Origin of the sequence: Segatella hominis, from assembly GCF_019249725.2 — a bacterium.
Classification (GTDB): domain Bacteria; phylum Bacteroidota; class Bacteroidia; order Bacteroidales; family Bacteroidaceae; genus Prevotella.
On sequence record NZ_CP137559.1, the window covers coordinates 1,114,678 to 1,132,036 of the forward strand.

Here is a 17,359-nt window from a genome sequence, read left to right on the forward strand (position 1 = left end):
TATTATTTACAATAAAACATGGTAGAAAAGAAAGCAACAACAAAAACAGCAGCAGCTAAGAAAACCGCTACTGCTACAAAGAAGGCTTCAGTAGCTAAGAAAACTACTGCAACCAAGAAAACAACAGCAGAAAAGAAGGAAACAATCTTCTTGAATGCAGAGAACGCTGGTTTCAGAGCTGGTGATGTTTACCAGGCTTTGGCAGCAGCAGATAAAGCTCTTTCTCTTACAGAAGTTGCAGAGATGGCTAAGATTTCAACAGAAGATGCAATTCTTGGAATTGGTTGGCTTCTCAAAGAGGGTAAGATTAAAGACGAGGACAACAAGGTTGCTCTCGCATAAATAAAATGATTCCAAGTTGCCGCGACATTTCTAAATGCCGCGGTTTCTTTTATGTACGCATTAAAAAAAACTCGCGTTAAATGAATTTTGATCAGGAAATTTTGAGAATTCTAACTTTGGCAGGCGATAATGGTCTCAAAACTGAAAAGATTGCCCGTCATGTGTTTAATTCTTGTAATTCTATGTTTACACCATTGAATTACAAGGACGTTCATTCTTATGTTTCCCAATTTCTCATCAAAAATGCGAAAAACCCTTCTTCTATCATAGAAAAGGGAAGTGGTCATGGAGTTTACAAACTCAACTTTAAAGATAAATTGGCTGAGCAGTTGATCTTGAAATTTTCTCCACAGAAAGAGCAGACGGATTTTGATGAATCTACTAAAGCTAATAATTCTTCAGATTCTCAGTTATCCCTGACTCTATTTGATTAGAGTCTTCATTCCCAATTTGACTAAATTTCAATCATCCCTTGTTACTGCGACCGCTTTTTATCATGCAAAAACAGCTCTTACTCTTAAAAAATCTTGTGTTTCTCAAGAAAAAAATAGGGGTTTCAGTTTTTTATTCGTATTATCTAAAAAATAAATAACTTAAATAAATTGATGAATTATGGCAAGAAGATACTTATTAGGTTTTGACGTAGGTTCCAGTTCTGTAAAAGCTTCTCTTACAGATGTTGACAATGGTGAAATCGCTGCTTCAGCGTTTTTCCCAGAACACGAAGCTCCTATCATGGCGGTAAAAGCAGGTTGGGCTGAACAGGATCCAAATATGTGGTGGGAAAATGCAAAACTCTCACTTCAGAAAATCATGGCTGAAACGGGCGCCAAAGGCGAAGATATTTTAGCCATCGGTATTTCTTATCAGATGCACGGACTGGTGTGCGTGGACAAGCAGCAACAGGTTTTGCGACCAAGCATTATCTGGTGCGATTCGCGTGCAGTACCTTATGGCGAAGATGCTTTCCACAATATAGGTGAGGACACCTGTTTGTCAAAACTCCTTAACTCACCTGGTAATTTCACGGCTTCTAAATTAGCTTGGGTGAAAGAAAATGAGCCTGAAATATATGATAAGATAGACAAGATCATGCTTCCTGGAGATTATATTGCCATGAAACTTTCCGGAGAAGTGAAGACAACCATCAGCGGTCTGTCTGAAGGAATGATGTGGGATTTCGAAGCCAAGAAGCCTGCTAAATTCCTCTTGGACTATTTCGGATTCAGCGAGGATATTCTCCCAGAAATCGCTCCAACATTCTCTGTTCAGAGCTACGTATCCAAAGCAGCTGCTGATGAACTCGGACTCAAAGAGGGAACTCCTATTTCATATCGTGCAGGAGATCAGCCTAACAATGCTGTTAGCCTGAATGTTTTCAACCCTGGTGAAATTGCAAGTACTGCTGGAACATCTGGTGTGGTCTATGGTGTATTGGGAGATGTCAATTATGACCCAAAAAGTCGCGTGAATACTTTTGCTCATGCTAACTACACCACAGACTTAGACCGTCTGGGCGTCTTACTCTGCATCAACGGAACCGGTATTCTCAATGCTTGGGTTCACAGAAACATCACTCCAGACATCAGTTACGCAGATATGAACGAGCTGGCTTCTCAAGTAGCCATCGGTAGTGAAGGAGTCAAGATCATTCCATTCGGAAATGGAGCTGAAAGAGTGCTTGAAAATCAGGAAGTTGGCTGTTCTATCCGTGGCTTGAACTTCAACAAGCACAATCGTGCCCACATTGTACGCGCTTCACAGGAAGGCATTGTTTTCAGTTTCTGCTATGGTATGGAAATCATGCAGGAGATGGGTATGGACATTAAGAAAATCCATGCAGGAAAGGCTAATATGTTCCTGAGCCCTATCTTCAGAGATACATTGGCTGGAGTAAGTGGAGCAACCATAGAACTCTACGAAACCGACGGTAGTGCAGGTGCTGCAAAGGGTGCTGGTATTGGTGCTGGAATTTACAAGGATCATGACGAGGCTTTCTCTACATTGAAGAAATTGGCAGTTATCGAACCGGACGAAAGTAACCGTGCTGCATATCTGGAGGCTTACGCTGAATGGAAAAAAGAATTGAAAACGCTGATTTAAAAGGTTTTCCCAGTAAAATTTACGTTTTTTAAAATAAAATTTAGGGGCAAGAGGTTTTTCTTGTCCCTAAATTTGTTTGTTTAAAACATTTTTGCTACCTTTGCAATATTATATTATGTAAAATTATAGGTATGGCTAACAACAATAATCATCTCGTCATTATGGCTGGCGGAGTAGGCAGTAGATTCTGGCCTATGAGTACAGAGGATAAACCCAAGCAGTTTATCGATGTTTTAGGAACTGGTCGCTCTTTATTGCAACTCACATTTGATAGATTTGAAGGCGTTTGTAAACCAGAAAATGTATGGGTAGTTACAAACAAGAAATATGCAGCTCTGGTTCACGAACAGTTGCCAGAGATTCCAGAAGGTAATATTCTGCAGGAACCTTGCAGAAGAAATACAGCTCCTTGTGTTGCCTATATCAGTTGGCGCATTAAGGAAAAAGATGCTCACGCCAATATTGTAGTGACTCCTTCTGATCACATCGTTAACAATTGTAACGAGTTCAGACGCGTCATTACTTCCGCATTGAAGTTTACCGGTGAAACTGACAGTATCGTAACTTTGGGTATGAAGCCAACCCGTCCTGAGACTGGTTACGGTTACATACAGGGTGATTTGAGTACTCCTTCTGCAAGAAACAGAGAAATCTTCCGTGTTGACCAGTTCAAGGAAAAACCAAATTTGGCAACTGCAGAGAAGTATGTAAAAGACCATAACTTCTTCTGGAACGCTGGTATTTTCATCATGAGTGCATCCACTATCGTAAACGCATTCCGTGTTTACCAACCAGGAATTGCCAAGATTTTTGAAAGCATGCGCAGTATCTATGGCACAGAAAAGGAACAGGAGCAGATAGATTTGCGTTATCCTGAATGTGAGAACATTTCCATAGACTACGCTATCATGGAAAAAGCAGAGGAAATTTTCGTATTCCCTGCTGATTTCGGATGGAGTGACTTGGGAACATGGGGTAGCCTGCTGGTTCAATCGAAAAAAGATGCAAACGGAAATGCAACCATCGGAAACAATATTCAGATGATAGACTCCAAGAATAATATCGTTCACACGCTCAATGAAAAGAAAGTAGTTATTCAGGGTCTTGAAGGTTACATTATAGCCGAAGAAAATGGTACGCTGCTGATTTGTAAAATGTCAGAAGAGCAGAATATCAAATTCTTCTCAGGAACGAATTAACATGTCATCATGCCGACAAGTTATTTTTTACCCCCATTATGGTTATTGATAAAACCATAATGGGGGTAAATCATTTTAGAAAGTCCTCAAAAATTTTACTTACTCTTCTTTAATCCCTTATAGGCAAGAAAAGCAACAACCACAACAGCAAGTGCCAAAATTACATATCCGATTTCATGACTGTATTTCACTGCCTGCTGATAAACATCCTGTGTGGTTTTATAATCAGTATAATTATAAATTCCCCAACCGATAAAGGCGAGAACAGTATTCCAAATACCTGCACCAATAGTAGTATAAAGCAAGAATTTTCCCACGTGCATTCCTGCCAAGCCCGCAGGAATACTGATGAGTTGTCTTACTGCTGGAACCAATCTTCCGAAAATCGTAGAAGTAGCACCATGTTTGCGGAAAAACTCTTCTGCTTTCTCAACTTTCTCACGATCTATCAGGCACATGTGACCAATTCGGCTATCAGCAAAACGATAAACAATAGGTCTTCCCACCCATTTGGCAAGGTAATAATTGACAAGAGCACCTAAATTTGCACCCAAAGTAGCAAATACAACTACCAAAACAAAGTTCATACCACTGGAAGGATCCATCGCTTTCCATGCTGCTGGTGGAACAACAACCTCGGATGGGAAAGGAATGAAGGAACTCTCAATAGCCATAAAGAGGAGAACTACCCAATAATTTAAGTTATCGAGAATCCAAAGAAACAAATCTGCTGTATTCATATTGATTTTTCTTGATTTTCTATTAAAATATAAATTCAAAAAAATATCAAACACATCTTCCAAAATCATTTGAAAGACGTATTTGATATTTTATTTTCATCTAATAAAATGTGTCATATTAATTCTTTTTCTGCTTAGCCCAAGCATCCTTCAGGCCAACAGTCTTATTGAATACAGGTTTAGCCTCTGTTGAATCCAAGTCTGCCATGAAGTAACCAATACGCTGGAACTGGAGATATTCTCCTGGTTTCTTGGTTGCAGCATATTCCTCAATATAGCAATTATTGTCAACATGCAAACTGTTAGGATTGAGCAATTCACGGAAGTCTCTATCATCAGCAGAAGGATTTTCTACACAGAAGAGACGGTCGTACTCACGAATTTCTGCTTTCACGCAATGATCAGCAGAAACCCAGTGAAGCGTACCCTTCACCTTACGGTTAGCACCTTCCATTCCGCTCTTGCTAATTGGGTCGTACTCAGCCTGAATTTCAATCACGTTGCCATTCTCATCCTTCGTGCATCCTGTACATTTAACGATGTAAGCATTCTTCAAGCGAACCTCTTTTCCAGGAGTCATGCGGAAGAACTTCTTAGGAGCATCCTCCATAAAATCATCGCGCTCTATCCACAAATTCTTAGAGAAAGTAATGGTGTGTGAACCATCAGCCTCATTCTCAGGATTATTGATGGCTTCCATTTCCTCACTCTGTCCGTCAGGATAATTGGTAATAACCAACTTCACTGGATTCAAGACTGCACTTACACGACAAGCCTTCTTGTTCAAATCCTCACGAACAGAAGCTTCCAGGAGAGCCATATCGTTCAAAGCATCAAACTTAGTATAGCCAATGCTGTCAATAAACATGCGGACACTTTCAGGAGAATAACCGCGACGTCTCATACCGCAAAGAGTAGGCATACGAGGATCATCCCATCCATTAACCAAATGCTCATCTACCAAAGTGTGAAGCTTACGCTTGCTCATTACTGTATAAGTAAGATTCAAGCGATTGAACTCAATCTGGCGTGGGCGATTGTCTTTGAGATTATCAGCAGTTCCATCCATCTCTTTCAAGTAGTCCACAAACTTGTCGTACAAAGGACGATGAGGAACAAATTCCAAAGTACAGATAGAGTGGGTTACACCCTCGAAATAGTCGCTCTGTCCATGGGCAAAATCATACATTGGATAAGCGTGCCATTTGGTACCAGTGCGATGATGAGGAGTCTGGATAATACGATAGATGATAGGATCACGGAAATGCATATTAGGATTAGCCATGTCCAACTTAGCACGAAGAACCATACTACCTTCCACAGCCTCAGGTGTGTTCATCTGATTAAAGAGTCTGAGATTTTCTTCTACCGGACGATCACGGTATGGGCTGGCAGTTCCAGGAGTTGTAGGAGTTCCCTTCTGAGCTGCAATTTCCTCAGCAGTCTGCTCATCAACATATGCATGACCCTTCTTGATCATCCAGATCGCAAAGTCCCACAATTTCTCAAAATAGTCGGAAGCGTAGTAAATATTTCCCCACTTGAAACCTAACCACTGGATATCCTGGAGGATATTTTCTACATATTCATTATTCTCCTTGCTTGGATTTGTATCATCAAAGCGGAGATTACAGATTCCGTTGTATTTATCGGCAACACCAAAGTCCATACAGATGGCCTTAGCATGACCTATATGAAGATAGCCATTTGGTTCAGGTGGGAAACGAGTCTGTATGCGTCCACCATTTTTACCTTCTTGTAGATCTTCTTCTACAAACTGTTCTACAAACGAGATACTCTTTTTTTCCTCGTTCAAGTTGTCTTCATTTAATGCCATATTATCTATTATATGTTTTATTTTGTTATTGATGGTGCAAAGATACAAAGATTTTTGCTTTTATTGCACTATTTTTCATCAAAATCGAGTTTCACTTAGTTATTTTTCTATTTAATACCTCTTTCATTCAGCGCTTTACTGTATTTTGCTGCATTTTGTAAATGCTCCTGATAGGTTTTTGCAAAATTATGAGTACCGCTGAAATCTTCTTTTGCACACATATATAAATAGTCGTGGTGCACATGATTCAGCACGGCATCAATGCCGGCAATAGAAGGAACACGAATTGGACCTGGAGGTAAACCTGTATTCACATAAGTATTATACGGGCTCTTAATGTGCAGAAGATTGTTGTAAATTCTCTTCAGTTCAAATTTCTTCCAAGCAAACTTGATGGTTGGGTCAGCCTGCAAAGGCATTCCTTCTGGATATTCTGCATTGCGCAAAGTAAGACGGTTATAATACATTCCCGCAACCATCGGCTTCTCTGCATTATTGGCAGTTTCCTCATCCACAATGCTGGCAAGTGTAATCACCTGATTAGGAGTAAGTTTCATTCCTTTCGCCTTTTCCGTACGCTCAAAATTCCAGAAAGTTTTGCTTTCCTTCTGCATACGGTCTAATAGTTTGTCCAAAGACACATTCCAATAAATATCATAGGTATTTGGAATAAACATACATGCGATTGTAGCAGTATCATAACCGTATTTCTCGCAGACAGCCTCATCATAAAGAGCCTTTGCAATGGTTGCACTGTCAAGCATCAGTCGCTTACTGATTTCGCCAGCCAGTCTGTCCATCGTTCTTACAGAAGGTATGGTAAGATTGACAGGTTCCTGCAAGCCGTTCTTGAGATGTCTCCAGGTGATAAGGGCACCATTACCTGGTTTGATAGCATATCTACCCGTTCTGATATGATCTGCATAACTGGAATGGAGAGTAAGAGTATGAAAAGCCTGGAATGGTAAAGAATTGGCTATCGGCTTCAACTTGGTATAGACGGAATCGATGTTATCATCATCATCTATATAAATATATACGGTTTTGCTTTCCTTCGAGAAGGAAGAAAAACAGTAAAGATAAGCAATTCCTGCTATTAACAGCAAGCATGCTATTGCTCCATAAACATACAACTTTGATGTTTTCTTTTTCATACGAATTGTGTTTTGAGTCTATAATGATTTGTGTTTAATATCAATCATTTAAATTGACGTTTTCCCTAAATCGAACATGAAGTACTATCATTTGGGAGTAACTGTCCTGAATTGATGATGCAAAAGTACACTAAATATGGGGAACGACCAAATTATAGCATTAAAAATAGGTTAATTATAATTTCAAATAGACGAAGCTAACAAGATTTTGTTTAACTTTGCAGGCAAAAAGTAGTATTATATACTCAAACTCAAAAAGATTGTTATGGAAAGATTATCAACAAATGGAATTCAAGATGGTAATAGAATGAACCATACTGTCCAAACGAATCATGATGTCAGGTTCAATTTCGAAACCTACATTTTTGACTTAGACGGAACATTACTATCAACATTAGAAGATCTTGCAGCAAGTTGCAACTACGCTTTGCGCACTCACGGAATGCCAGAGCGAACACTGGAGGAAGTAAGACTTTTTGTAGGTAATGGGGTAAAGAAACTGATGGAACGTGCGATTCCAGAAGGCTTGCTAAATCCAAAATTCGAAGATACTTATCAAACCTTCCGCAAGCATTATATGACTCACAACCTGGATTCTACAAAACCATACGAGGGGGTAATGGAAATGCTTGAAAGTCTGAAAGCTAAGGGTAAGAAAATTGCCGTAGTCAGCAACAAGTTCTACGATGCAACACAAGCCCTGTGCAAGCATTTCTTTGGAGATTTGGTAGATGTGGCAATCGGTGAAAGAGAAGATATTCGCAAAAAACCTGCACCCGACACGGTAATGGCTGCACTGAAACAACTTCAGGCGAGTAGGGAAGGAGCAGTCTATATCGGAGATAGTGATGTGGATATTATGACTGCCAAAAATTGCGAAATGCCTTGCATCAGCGTTCTCTGGGGATTCCGCGATTACAATTTTCTGATAGAGCACGGAGCCAGCATTTTGATCACGAATCCGCTACAATTGCGATAAATCTCATTTGCAACAAAAATTAAGTTCGATAAAACTTAAAATCAACAGACGCTTAACCTCGTCAAAAATTATGTACGACAAAAGTTTCTATCAAACTATAAAGCATTAATAAATAGAGCAAAAAATAATTATTCTCTCAAACAGGCAATGCTAATGAATTAAAGCGTATGGAATTTAGCTTTGCCTGTTTGGGTTTCATTTAATACTTTTCAATATTTCGCTTTTTATATTTTTAAAATCTTACTCTTACAATAAAACTTACTCTAAGAAATATATCTATAGGACTCCATATATAAAACAACTTTTTTATAAAATTACCTTTATAATACTTCCCTTATAGCACTATTTCAAAATCCTAATTTATTTTATAAGCCTGCTTTTAAGTTCTTCTTCTGAAGACTTCATCCATAAGATCTGCAGCTCTTGTAAACCAATATCTTAATCCAAAGTATGTCTGTCGATAAAATCAACTACAATATTCTTATATGTTTCAGAAATCGGGATACCAATTTCTCCATAATAGAGTTTCGTTTTGTCTGTATAATCAAACAAATCAAAATTTGCAATATAAGAGCGGTGAATTCTCTTGAATTTTCGTTTGGGGAGATGATCTTCCAGTTGGCGCAAATTCATTAAAGTAATGATGTTTCTTTTATTTTTCATGTGGAATTTCACATAATCCTTTACACCTTCCACAAAAAGAATATCATCAAAATTGACCCGGATAGCTTTATAATCACTCTTCACGAACATATAGCCATCTCTCCTTATCGGGTCAGCTTCATCCACATCTCTCATGTAATTTCTTACTCTCTCAACACAAGCCTGAAAATTCTGATAATTTACCGGTTTGAGAAGATAGTCGAAACCGCCAGACTTATAACCATCTATCGCATATTCACTAAATGCAGTAACAAAAACGATACGAGTCTTCTTAGGTAGCATTTTCGCAAGTTCCAAGCCACTCAACTGCTGCATACGAATACCCATGAAAAGCAAATCAATGGAATGTTCTCTAAAGCCTTTCATTGCCTCAACTGCATTCGTATAGCCACCTATTAAATTCAAATAGGGGACTTTAGCTACATAGCTCTTTAGAATTTCTACAGATTCTATATTGTCATCTACTATTGCGCAACTAATTTTCATAATAGTAATCTTTAAATAGTTAAATCTCCAAGTTATTAAATGTGAGCTAATAAAAGCCTCCACTTGTTATTAAAAAATAACGTAGTGGAGGCCATAATATTGTCTTTTTGGCTACAAAAAATCTCTTAAAAAACTTTTATTGCCTGTTTTATTCGTAACGAATGGCTTCTATCGGATCGAGCCTTGCTGCTTTTTTGGCAGGATACCATCCAAAGAATACACCAGTAAACGTACATACTGCAAAGCTCATGATAATACTCCATGGCTCTATCTGAGTAGCTACGTGGGCAAACTGTTGCAAGGAAACCGAAATACTTACTCCAAGAATCACACCGATTATACCACCAGTAACGCTCAGCAGAATAGCCTCGATAAGGAATTGGTTGAGGATGTCTATTCCCCTGGCTCCAACACTCATTCTCAAGCCAATCTCTCGGGTTCGTTCTGTGACGCTCACATACATAATATTCATGATTCCAATGCCACCCACAATCAGAGAAATACCCGCAACACTACCGAGCAAAATTGTAATAGTTGACATCGTGGAATTCATCATACTTGAGATTTCTTCCTGTGAACGGATATTGAAATCATCATCGTCACCCTCCGTCGTATCCGTAGCGTCTTTCAACTTATGTGTTCTACGAAGAATCTGTGTTATCTGATCCTGAGCAGGTTCTGAAGCTTCTTCTGTAATGGCAGAACATACAATTTCACTCAGATAAGTCTGCGCCAGAATACGTTTCATGACCGTAGTATAGGGAGCCAAAACAAGGTCATCCTGGTCCATACCCATACTGTTATAACCCTTTTTCTTAAGAACTCCTATCACACGGAAAGGAATACTGTTGAAGCGGACAACCCTTCCTATAGGATCACTTCCATCCGGGAAAAGATAATCCACAACCGTCTGTCCCAAGACACAAACTTTGGCAGCAGTCTTGATGTCAGAATCAGTAAACATCTCTCCATCAGCAATCTTCAATTGTCTGATAGTCAAATAGTCCTGATTCACACCATAAATACTACTCTGGGTATTATTGTTACCATTGATCCATTGTCCATTACTGCTTACAGAAGGCGAAATGGCCGAAATATAGTTACATTCATCCTTAATGGCGTCATAGTCGGTCTGCTTAAGAGTCTCCATGGAAGAAGCATCTTGACGAACACCTCCACGCATATCGGCTCCCGGATGAATCATAATCATATTGGAACCCATCTCTGCAATATTAGCCTTGATGCTGGCTTTACTTCCCTGACCAATGGCAAGCATGGTAATGACTGCGGCAATACCGATAATAATACCTAATGCCGTGAGGAAAGAGCGCATCTTATTGGCCGCAATGGCACGGATTGCTATTTTAAAAAGATTCTGATAATTCATTTTCTTATTTTTTATAGGAATATCAAAGAAATAAGATTCTAAATCTACTCATCTGTATTCTGAGGCAATGCAGCCAGACCTTCCTTGGCAGAAAGGATATGCTGATTGTATTCGTCACTGATAATATGACCGTCACGCAACTCTATATTCCTACTGGAATAATTGGCAATATCCGGATTATGAGTCACAAATATAATGGTTCTGCCTTCTGCATAAAGTTTCTGAAACAAGACCAGAATCTCAAAACTGGTTCTCGTATCCAAATTACCTGTAGCCTCATCAGCGAGAATCACCGCAGGATCATTGACCAGAGCTCTGGCAATAGCAACACGCTGCATCTGTCCACCAGACATCTGGTTGCTCTTGTGATAAAGTCGCTCGCCAAGACCTACAGCCTTCAATGCCTCAATCGCTCTATTCTTTCGCTCTTCAGGACCTATATTAGGATTATACATCAGAGGAAGTTCTACATTCTCTACACTTGTCGTCTTAGGCAACAGGTTGTAGTTCTGGAATATAAAACCAATCTTACGGTTTCTCAGAATGGCACGGTCATTTCTGGACATCGTTCTCACGCTGACTCCATCAAGATAATATTCACCACTGGATGGAGTATCGAGACAACCGAGCTGGTTGAGTAGGGTAGATTTACCTGAACCAGATTTACCCATGATTGTAACAAACTCTCCCTCATAGATCTTGAAGCTAACACCTTTCAAGGCATGAACCACCTCATCTCCAACTAAGAAATTGCGCTTCACATTATCCAGTTCAATGACGACCTTTTTGCCTTCTTGTTGCCCTATTTGTTTGCCTTCTTGGCTATTGCTTGAAATTTCTGTCATCTCTTGAAAATTGTTTCTGCTGAGAGTCCCGTTATCAGGGAACTCTCAACTTGGGTTATTTTTTCTTTCCTCTTGGACCAGGTCCGCTAATCAATCCCTGACTTTGCGGCTGACTATCTTCTTCGTCTTCAGAAGCATCAACAACAATTTCTGTAACAACGCTTTGACCTGCCTTTATACCGCTAATAATCTGAGTATGCATTGCATCACTCTGCCCGATATTTACAGAATGGGCAGTCAGCGTATTACCATTTAGCGTCCATACCTTATTCTTACCTTTGCAATCTACGATTTTCATATCTTTGCCCACCGTCTCTTTAGTTGGAGTAAAGCGCAAAGCCTTATTAGCAACACTCAATATGTTAGCTTGCTCCTTCGTAAAAATGGTAACATTGGCAGTAAGTCCTGGCTTCAATTTCAAATCAGCATTAGGAGCGCTGATTACCACTTCGTAAGTTACCACATTATTAGTTGTAGTAGCTTCCAATCTCACCTGCTTAACAACACCCTCGAAAGTATCATCAGGATAAGCATCTACCGTAAAGTTTACTCTATTACCAACAGCAACACCGCCTATATCAGCCTCATCAACATTTGCAATAACCTGCATATTCTTCAAGTCTTTGGCAATCGTGAAAAGTTCTGGTGTATTGAAGCTGGCTGCAACAGTCTGTCCTTCTTCCACACTTTTAGAAATCACAGTTCCATCGATAGGAGAGGTGATCGTTGCATAACCCAGATTAGTTTGCGCTTTCTGCACATTTTCGCGGGAAGAAGCAACCTGCTCCTTGGCCTGTCTGTAAGCCAAAAGGGCATTTTCATATTCATCAGCACTTACAAGACCTTTCTTATATAAAGTCTGATAGCGCTTCATATTGGCACTCTGATAACAGAGATTACTCTCAGTACTTGCTAAATTTGCCTTGGCCGTATTCAGTTCACTGATTAGGTTGGTCTTGTCAAGTTCAGCAATCACCTGACCCTTTTTAACTACGGAATTGTAATCCACATAAAGTTTATTCACAATACCACTCACCTGAGTACCAACCGTAACACTGGTAACAGCCTCTATCGTTCCTGTAGCAGTAATACTGTTCTGCAGTGTATGAGTGGCAACTTTCTCTTGTTTGAAATTAATCTTTTCTTCCTTTTTGCCCCCTGAAAGCAACCAAGCAGCAACTGCTATGACAACCACAAGAATCATGGCAATCCATACCTTACTAAAGATTTTCTTTTTCATATCTCTCTGTATTCTTTTAATTTATTATTTCATCATACCTATTTATATTGATAAAAGAAGATTACTCCACCTTTCCGTTTTTATAGAAGTTCAACATACCTAAATTAAGGATTGTCAAGTACTTAGCCTGCAATTCATTCTGTTGAGCTTTAAGGAGATTATCCTTACCCGTACGAAGTTCTACGATATTTTTCAATCCCAATTTGAATTGCTCATTCAAGAGTTCAAAAGAGGTCTTGGCACTTTCGGTAGAAACTTTTGCAGACTTGAATTGGCTCTGATTTGTATTCGCCTGCAACCAATAATTTTCAATAGTAGAGTAGAGCTTTGTCTGCTCATTCTTCAAATCCAACATACTACTCTGTTTCTGAAGATTAGCCTTGTTGATAGCAGTTTTGGTTGCACGATTATCATAGATAGGAATGCTGATGGAAACACCACCACCTAAACTAAAATTCTGCTTGATTTGCGTTCCCCAACCAGTCTTGTTCATGGAAGTAGAACTTGTAGAGACACCTGCATTAGCACTAATCGTTGGCATTTTACCAGCTTTGGCAATATCAATATTCAAATTACTCTGATCTATCATATTCTGATAGCTTTTGATTTCCGGACGATTGTCAAGAGCAGAAGCATAAACGCTATTGAGAGCAGGAATAGAAGCTAAAGCCTGTGAATCAGTAGTAGAAGGAATCACAATATCAAAAGCCTCATCGTTTGTAATTTGCAACAATTCCTTAAGTTGTCTCTTGTAATTCTTTACATTACTCTCAGCAGCAACAATATTATATTCATCCTGTGCTCTCTGAGCAGTAAGCTGAGCTAAATCCGCCTGACTCATCTTACCATTCTTAACAAATTCCTTTCCACGGTTTTCATTTTCCAGACTTGACTTATAGCTTTCCTGATTTACCTTTATCGCCTCTGTAGAATAGCAAATCTGAATGTATAATGTTGCAATTTGTTCTTGAAGGTTTTGAGCCTGAGTAGCTGAATCCAAAGCTGCAGCCTCGTAAGTCAACTTATTCAGTTTTACCTGATTACGATTTTTATTACCATTCCAAATTACATAGTTACCCATTACAGAATAAGAACCATTGTAATAAACCTTATCAACAGAAGATTTGGTGAAACCCTCTCCACTGATTCCGCTTGTTACCCACGGAGTATAACTTACATTCTGATTAGACGAAGCTGACAAAGAGGGCAACAAAGCAGCCTTAGACTGCAAATAATCCTCATTTGCACTTGCTTTTTTAATTTGAGTCTTTTGCAAACTTATATTATTCTCCAATGCATAATTGATACATTCTTTAAGAGTCCATTGTTTTGCATAAATCCCAGAAGGAATGGTGGCTAAGAAAGCACCAATCAAAACTTTACCAAATCTTTTGTTCATATCTTAATCATTTATATTATTATCACTATTAGTATAATCCGATTTATTTTATCATTTAAATCTAACTACAGATTTCATAATCTAAATCAAATTACAGTTTTTCTCTATTTACGTTTGGTTAGACGAAGTGTAGTAGAAATAAGTTTATTTACCTAAAGTCATTTTAACAATCATTTTAAGACTCAAATGAAAAAACAAAAAGATGTTATCGGGCTAAAAACAAAAAAAAGAGAAATATTACAAGGAAATAATGCCTTATAATATTTCTCTAACTAAAGTTGGATAACTTGCTGTATTACAAATTATTGCTTCTTTTCTTTTTCTTTAATATATCCATGTCTGTAAGCAAAGAGTAATTCCTCCAGATCGTCAATTTGCTTACGAAGTTCCACACCTATATCAGTATCAGCCACAAGCATTCTTCTATTAGACATTTCTACTATCTGGGTGGTACTTTTAATGTCCGTACCTCTCTGGATAGCATCTTCTGTACTTGTAAAAGGTTCATGCTGAACAAGCTGGAAACCTCTGGAGTGATAGACTAACGTATAACCGGCTATACCCGTCTCATTATGATAAGCCTTAGAGAATCCACCATCGATAACCATCAGTTTTCCGTTGGCTTTGATAGGATTTTCACCCTTCAGAGTTCTTACAGGCACGTGTCCGTTGATGATATGTCTATTAGAACCTACCACTCCGAATGCATCAAGAATATGGTCTATCACTTCTTCATCATCACGAAGCTTGAAATAATATCCCTTTTCCTCAACATGAGTCTCCTTATCTGCAATAAAATATCGCTCAAATGTAGCCATTTTACTCTTGTCAAAGAGAGGACTGTCTGGACCACACCACAGATACAAGAAATAGTCAATCGCATAATCTCGCTCCTCTGGCGCAGAATCCTGCTGGAAAGCAGTACGAATCTGCATACCCGTATGGTACATTAAGGCTCTACCGCTATATTTCTTTCCAGGATAAATTTCCACTTCCTTCAAAGAACCATCTTCATTCAGTGGACAAGATGCATGGAACAACAGATTATTATTATAAATTCCATACATACAACCATGTTGCAACATCACTCTGATGTGCTTATGCAACTTTTCACAAACAGAGAATGAATGATGCAATTTGCTGATGAGAATTTCTTCCTCTGGTGATAATTCAGATGGGGCAGCAGGATTGATAGTAGGGAAGGAGCAAGAACTCATCTTGTACGTTTTCCCTTGAAGATCTATCGTTCCATTCTGATAATCAACATGTTCGAAGAGACATCTGTCATTCATTTTCCATTCAGGATGCTTGGCAATAATCTGGCTCTCCACCTTAAACTGAATTACCGCAATGGCCTTATGCATCTGAGCCGTTAATCGCAAAGTTTTTTCATCCAACAGGGAAGCACCACCACTTGTTTTAGGAATAAACTCCATACATGGATCATTCTTGTAAGTCTCCATGGCAAACGTAGCCAAAGGAACAAGATTGATTCCATATCCTTCCTCAAGAGTTGGTAAATTACCATATCGCAAACTCAATCTGATAACATTACAGATACAAGCATCATTACCTGCCGCAGCACCCATCCAGAGAATGTCGTGATTTCCCCATTGCATATCCCAACTATGATATTTCCTCATCGTGTCCATGATGATGTGAGCGCCAGGACCTCTATCGTAAATATCTCCCAATATATGAAGCGAATCGATAGCCAAACGCTGGATTACATTGGCAATGGCGATGATGAAATCATCCGCTCTACCTGTAGAAATGATCGTATCGACAATTACATTCACATAAGCAGTTTTATCATGATCTTCCGTATGCTCATGTAGAAGTTCCTGAATGATGTATGAAAAATCAGCAGGAAGTGACTTTCTTACTTTTGAACGAGTATATTTGCTGGAAACATCACGGCATACTGCAACCAATTGATGAAGCGTAATATGATACCAGTCATCAATATCCGTCTCATTATGCTTTACCAGTTCAAGTTTCTGTTCAGGATAGTAAATAAGCGTACACAGTTCTCTTTTCTCTGATTCCCTCAGTGTGTTGCCAAACAGTTCATTTACCTTTCGCTTAATGTTTCCAGATGCATTCTTCAATACGTGAATAAATGCTTCATACTCACCATGGATATCAGCCAGAAAATGTTCCGTACCCTTAGGCAAATTAAGGATTGCCTGCAAATTGATAATCTCCGTACTCGCCTCCGCAACCGTAGGAAACGATTGCGAAAGAAGTTGGAGATACCTCATGTCTTCTTCGATATTGTAATGCTTCATACGTTGACAATTTGTTAATTCTTGTTGATAATATATTCGTAATCAGGAAACTGAAACTTATTGACATCTAACTTATTCCAACGGGAACAGGCCAAAAAGTTCAGCATCTATCTGATCAGTAATCTGTCTGAAATCCTCAGGGTTCTCCTCGAAATTAAGATGGTCACCATCTATAATAATCAATTTACCCTTATAGTTTTTGATCCAATTCTCATATCTGTTATTCAATCCCTGAAGATAATCTATGCGAATACTTTTTTCAAAGTTTCTACCACGACGCTCGATATGGCTCACCAGAGTAGGGATGCTACTTCTGATATAAATCATGAGATCAGGAAGTTTTACCAGACTGATCATAAGATCAAAGAGGTCGGTATAGTTTTCAAAATCCCTGTCACTCATCATACCGATATCATGAAGATTTGGAGCGAAAATCTTCGCATCTTCAAAGATAGTTCTATCCTGAATAATCGTATCATCACACTTGGAGATTTCTACTACATCATGAAATCTCTTATTCAAGAAATAGATCTGCAGGTTGAAAGACCATCTTTCCATATCCTTGTAATAATCAGCCAGATAGGGATTATTATCAACAGGTTCGAAATTAGGTTTCCAACCATATCTTTTGCTCAGTAATTTCGTGAGCGTCGTTTTACCACTACCGATATTGCCCGCAATTGCTATATGCATT

Annotated in this window: 15 protein-coding genes; 5 read left to right on the top strand and 10 right to left on the bottom strand. The window is 38.9% G+C overall.

Annotated features, from left to right (window positions below; genetic code table 11):
- The first annotated feature begins 18 nt into the window (after nucleotides 1–18).
- The 4 genes from KUA50_RS04490 to KUA50_RS04505 all read left to right on the top strand — a co-directional run bounded on the left by KUA50_RS04490 (nucleotide 19) and on the right by KUA50_RS04505 (nucleotide 3,644).
- Nucleotides 19–342, top strand: a complete 324-nt coding sequence (locus KUA50_RS04490; RefSeq protein ID WP_218456913.1) for a winged helix-turn-helix domain-containing protein — start codon at nucleotides 19–21, stop codon at nucleotides 340–342.
- An 80-nt stretch (nucleotides 343–422) separates the two neighbouring features.
- Complete coding sequence (locus KUA50_RS04495) at nucleotides 423–776, top strand: hypothetical protein (RefSeq protein WP_022110756.1); 354 nt, start codon at nucleotides 423–425, stop codon at nucleotides 774–776.
- Between the two features lie 178 nt (nucleotides 777–954).
- Nucleotides 955–2,445, top strand: a complete 1,491-nt coding sequence (locus tag KUA50_RS04500; RefSeq protein WP_218456914.1) for a xylulokinase — start codon at nucleotides 955–957, stop codon at nucleotides 2,443–2,445.
- A 131-nt stretch (nucleotides 2,446–2,576) separates the two neighbouring features.
- Nucleotides 2,577–3,644 carry a mannose-1-phosphate guanylyltransferase gene (locus KUA50_RS04505; RefSeq protein ID WP_218456915.1) on the top strand — a complete coding sequence of 356 codons (1,068 nt, stop codon included), beginning with the start codon at nucleotides 2,577–2,579 and terminating at the stop codon, nucleotides 3,642–3,644.
- 95 nt (nucleotides 3,645–3,739) lie between these two features.
- Here KUA50_RS04505 and KUA50_RS04510 read toward each other — a convergent pair whose 3' ends face one another.
- The 3 genes from KUA50_RS04510 to mltG all read right to left on the bottom strand — a co-directional run bounded on the left by KUA50_RS04510 (nucleotide 3,740) and on the right by mltG (nucleotide 7,375).
- Nucleotides 3,740–4,384 carry a DedA family protein gene (locus KUA50_RS04510; RefSeq protein ID WP_118115466.1) on the bottom strand — a complete coding sequence of 215 codons (645 nt, stop codon included), beginning with the start codon at nucleotides 4,382–4,384 and terminating at the stop codon, nucleotides 3,740–3,742.
- 118 nt (nucleotides 4,385–4,502) lie between these two features.
- The gene (locus tag KUA50_RS04515; RefSeq protein WP_218456916.1) at nucleotides 4,503–6,221 is read right to left on the bottom strand and encodes a glutamine--tRNA ligase/YqeY domain fusion protein; all 1,719 of its coding nucleotides are present in this window, start codon (nucleotides 6,219–6,221) and stop codon (nucleotides 4,503–4,505) included.
- A gap of 107 nt (nucleotides 6,222–6,328) precedes the next feature.
- On the bottom strand, nucleotides 6,329–7,375 hold the full coding sequence (gene mltG, locus KUA50_RS04520; protein WP_218456917.1) for an endolytic transglycosylase MltG: 1,047 nt from the start codon (nucleotides 7,373–7,375) through the stop codon (nucleotides 6,329–6,331).
- 307 nt (nucleotides 7,376–7,682) lie between these two features.
- Between mltG and KUA50_RS04525 the strand changes: the two genes are divergently transcribed.
- Entirely contained in the window at nucleotides 7,683–8,354 is a 672-nt protein-coding gene (locus KUA50_RS04525; protein WP_218456966.1) for an HAD family hydrolase, read from the top strand.
- A 438-nt stretch (nucleotides 8,355–8,792) separates the two neighbouring features.
- Here the strand turns inward: KUA50_RS04525 and KUA50_RS04530 are convergent, their stop codons facing one another.
- From KUA50_RS04530 to KUA50_RS04560, 7 genes are all read right to left on the bottom strand, one after another.
- Nucleotides 8,793–9,503, bottom strand: coding sequence for a LytR/AlgR family response regulator transcription factor (locus tag KUA50_RS04530; protein ID WP_218456918.1), 711 nt, complete (start codon nucleotides 9,501–9,503; stop codon nucleotides 8,793–8,795).
- A 148-nt stretch (nucleotides 9,504–9,651) separates the two neighbouring features.
- On the bottom strand, nucleotides 9,652–10,890 hold the full coding sequence (locus KUA50_RS04535) for an ABC transporter permease (RefSeq protein WP_218456919.1): 1,239 nt from the start codon (nucleotides 10,888–10,890) through the stop codon (nucleotides 9,652–9,654).
- A 44-nt stretch (nucleotides 10,891–10,934) separates the two neighbouring features.
- Nucleotides 10,935–11,735, bottom strand: a complete 801-nt coding sequence (locus tag KUA50_RS04540; protein WP_022109963.1) for an ABC transporter ATP-binding protein — start codon at nucleotides 11,733–11,735, stop codon at nucleotides 10,935–10,937.
- A 55-nt stretch (nucleotides 11,736–11,790) separates the two neighbouring features.
- Nucleotides 11,791–12,975: an efflux RND transporter periplasmic adaptor subunit gene (locus tag KUA50_RS04545; protein ID WP_218456920.1), complete on the bottom strand. Its 1,185-nt coding sequence runs from the start codon at nucleotides 12,973–12,975 to the stop codon at nucleotides 11,791–11,793.
- 61 nt (nucleotides 12,976–13,036) lie between these two features.
- Nucleotides 13,037–14,374 carry a TolC family protein gene (locus tag KUA50_RS04550; RefSeq protein ID WP_218456921.1) on the bottom strand — a complete coding sequence of 446 codons (1,338 nt, stop codon included), beginning with the start codon at nucleotides 14,372–14,374 and terminating at the stop codon, nucleotides 13,037–13,039.
- A gap of 302 nt (nucleotides 14,375–14,676) precedes the next feature.
- Nucleotides 14,677–16,665 carry a fructose-1,6-bisphosphatase gene (locus KUA50_RS04555; protein ID WP_218456922.1) on the bottom strand — a complete coding sequence of 663 codons (1,989 nt, stop codon included), beginning with the start codon at nucleotides 16,663–16,665 and terminating at the stop codon, nucleotides 14,677–14,679.
- Nucleotides 16,666–16,737: 72 nt separating this feature from the next.
- Nucleotides 16,738–17,358, bottom strand: coding sequence for a deoxynucleoside kinase (locus KUA50_RS04560; protein WP_022109967.1), 621 nt, complete (start codon nucleotides 17,356–17,358; stop codon nucleotides 16,738–16,740).
- Between the last annotated feature and the right edge of the window lies 1 nt (nucleotide 17,359).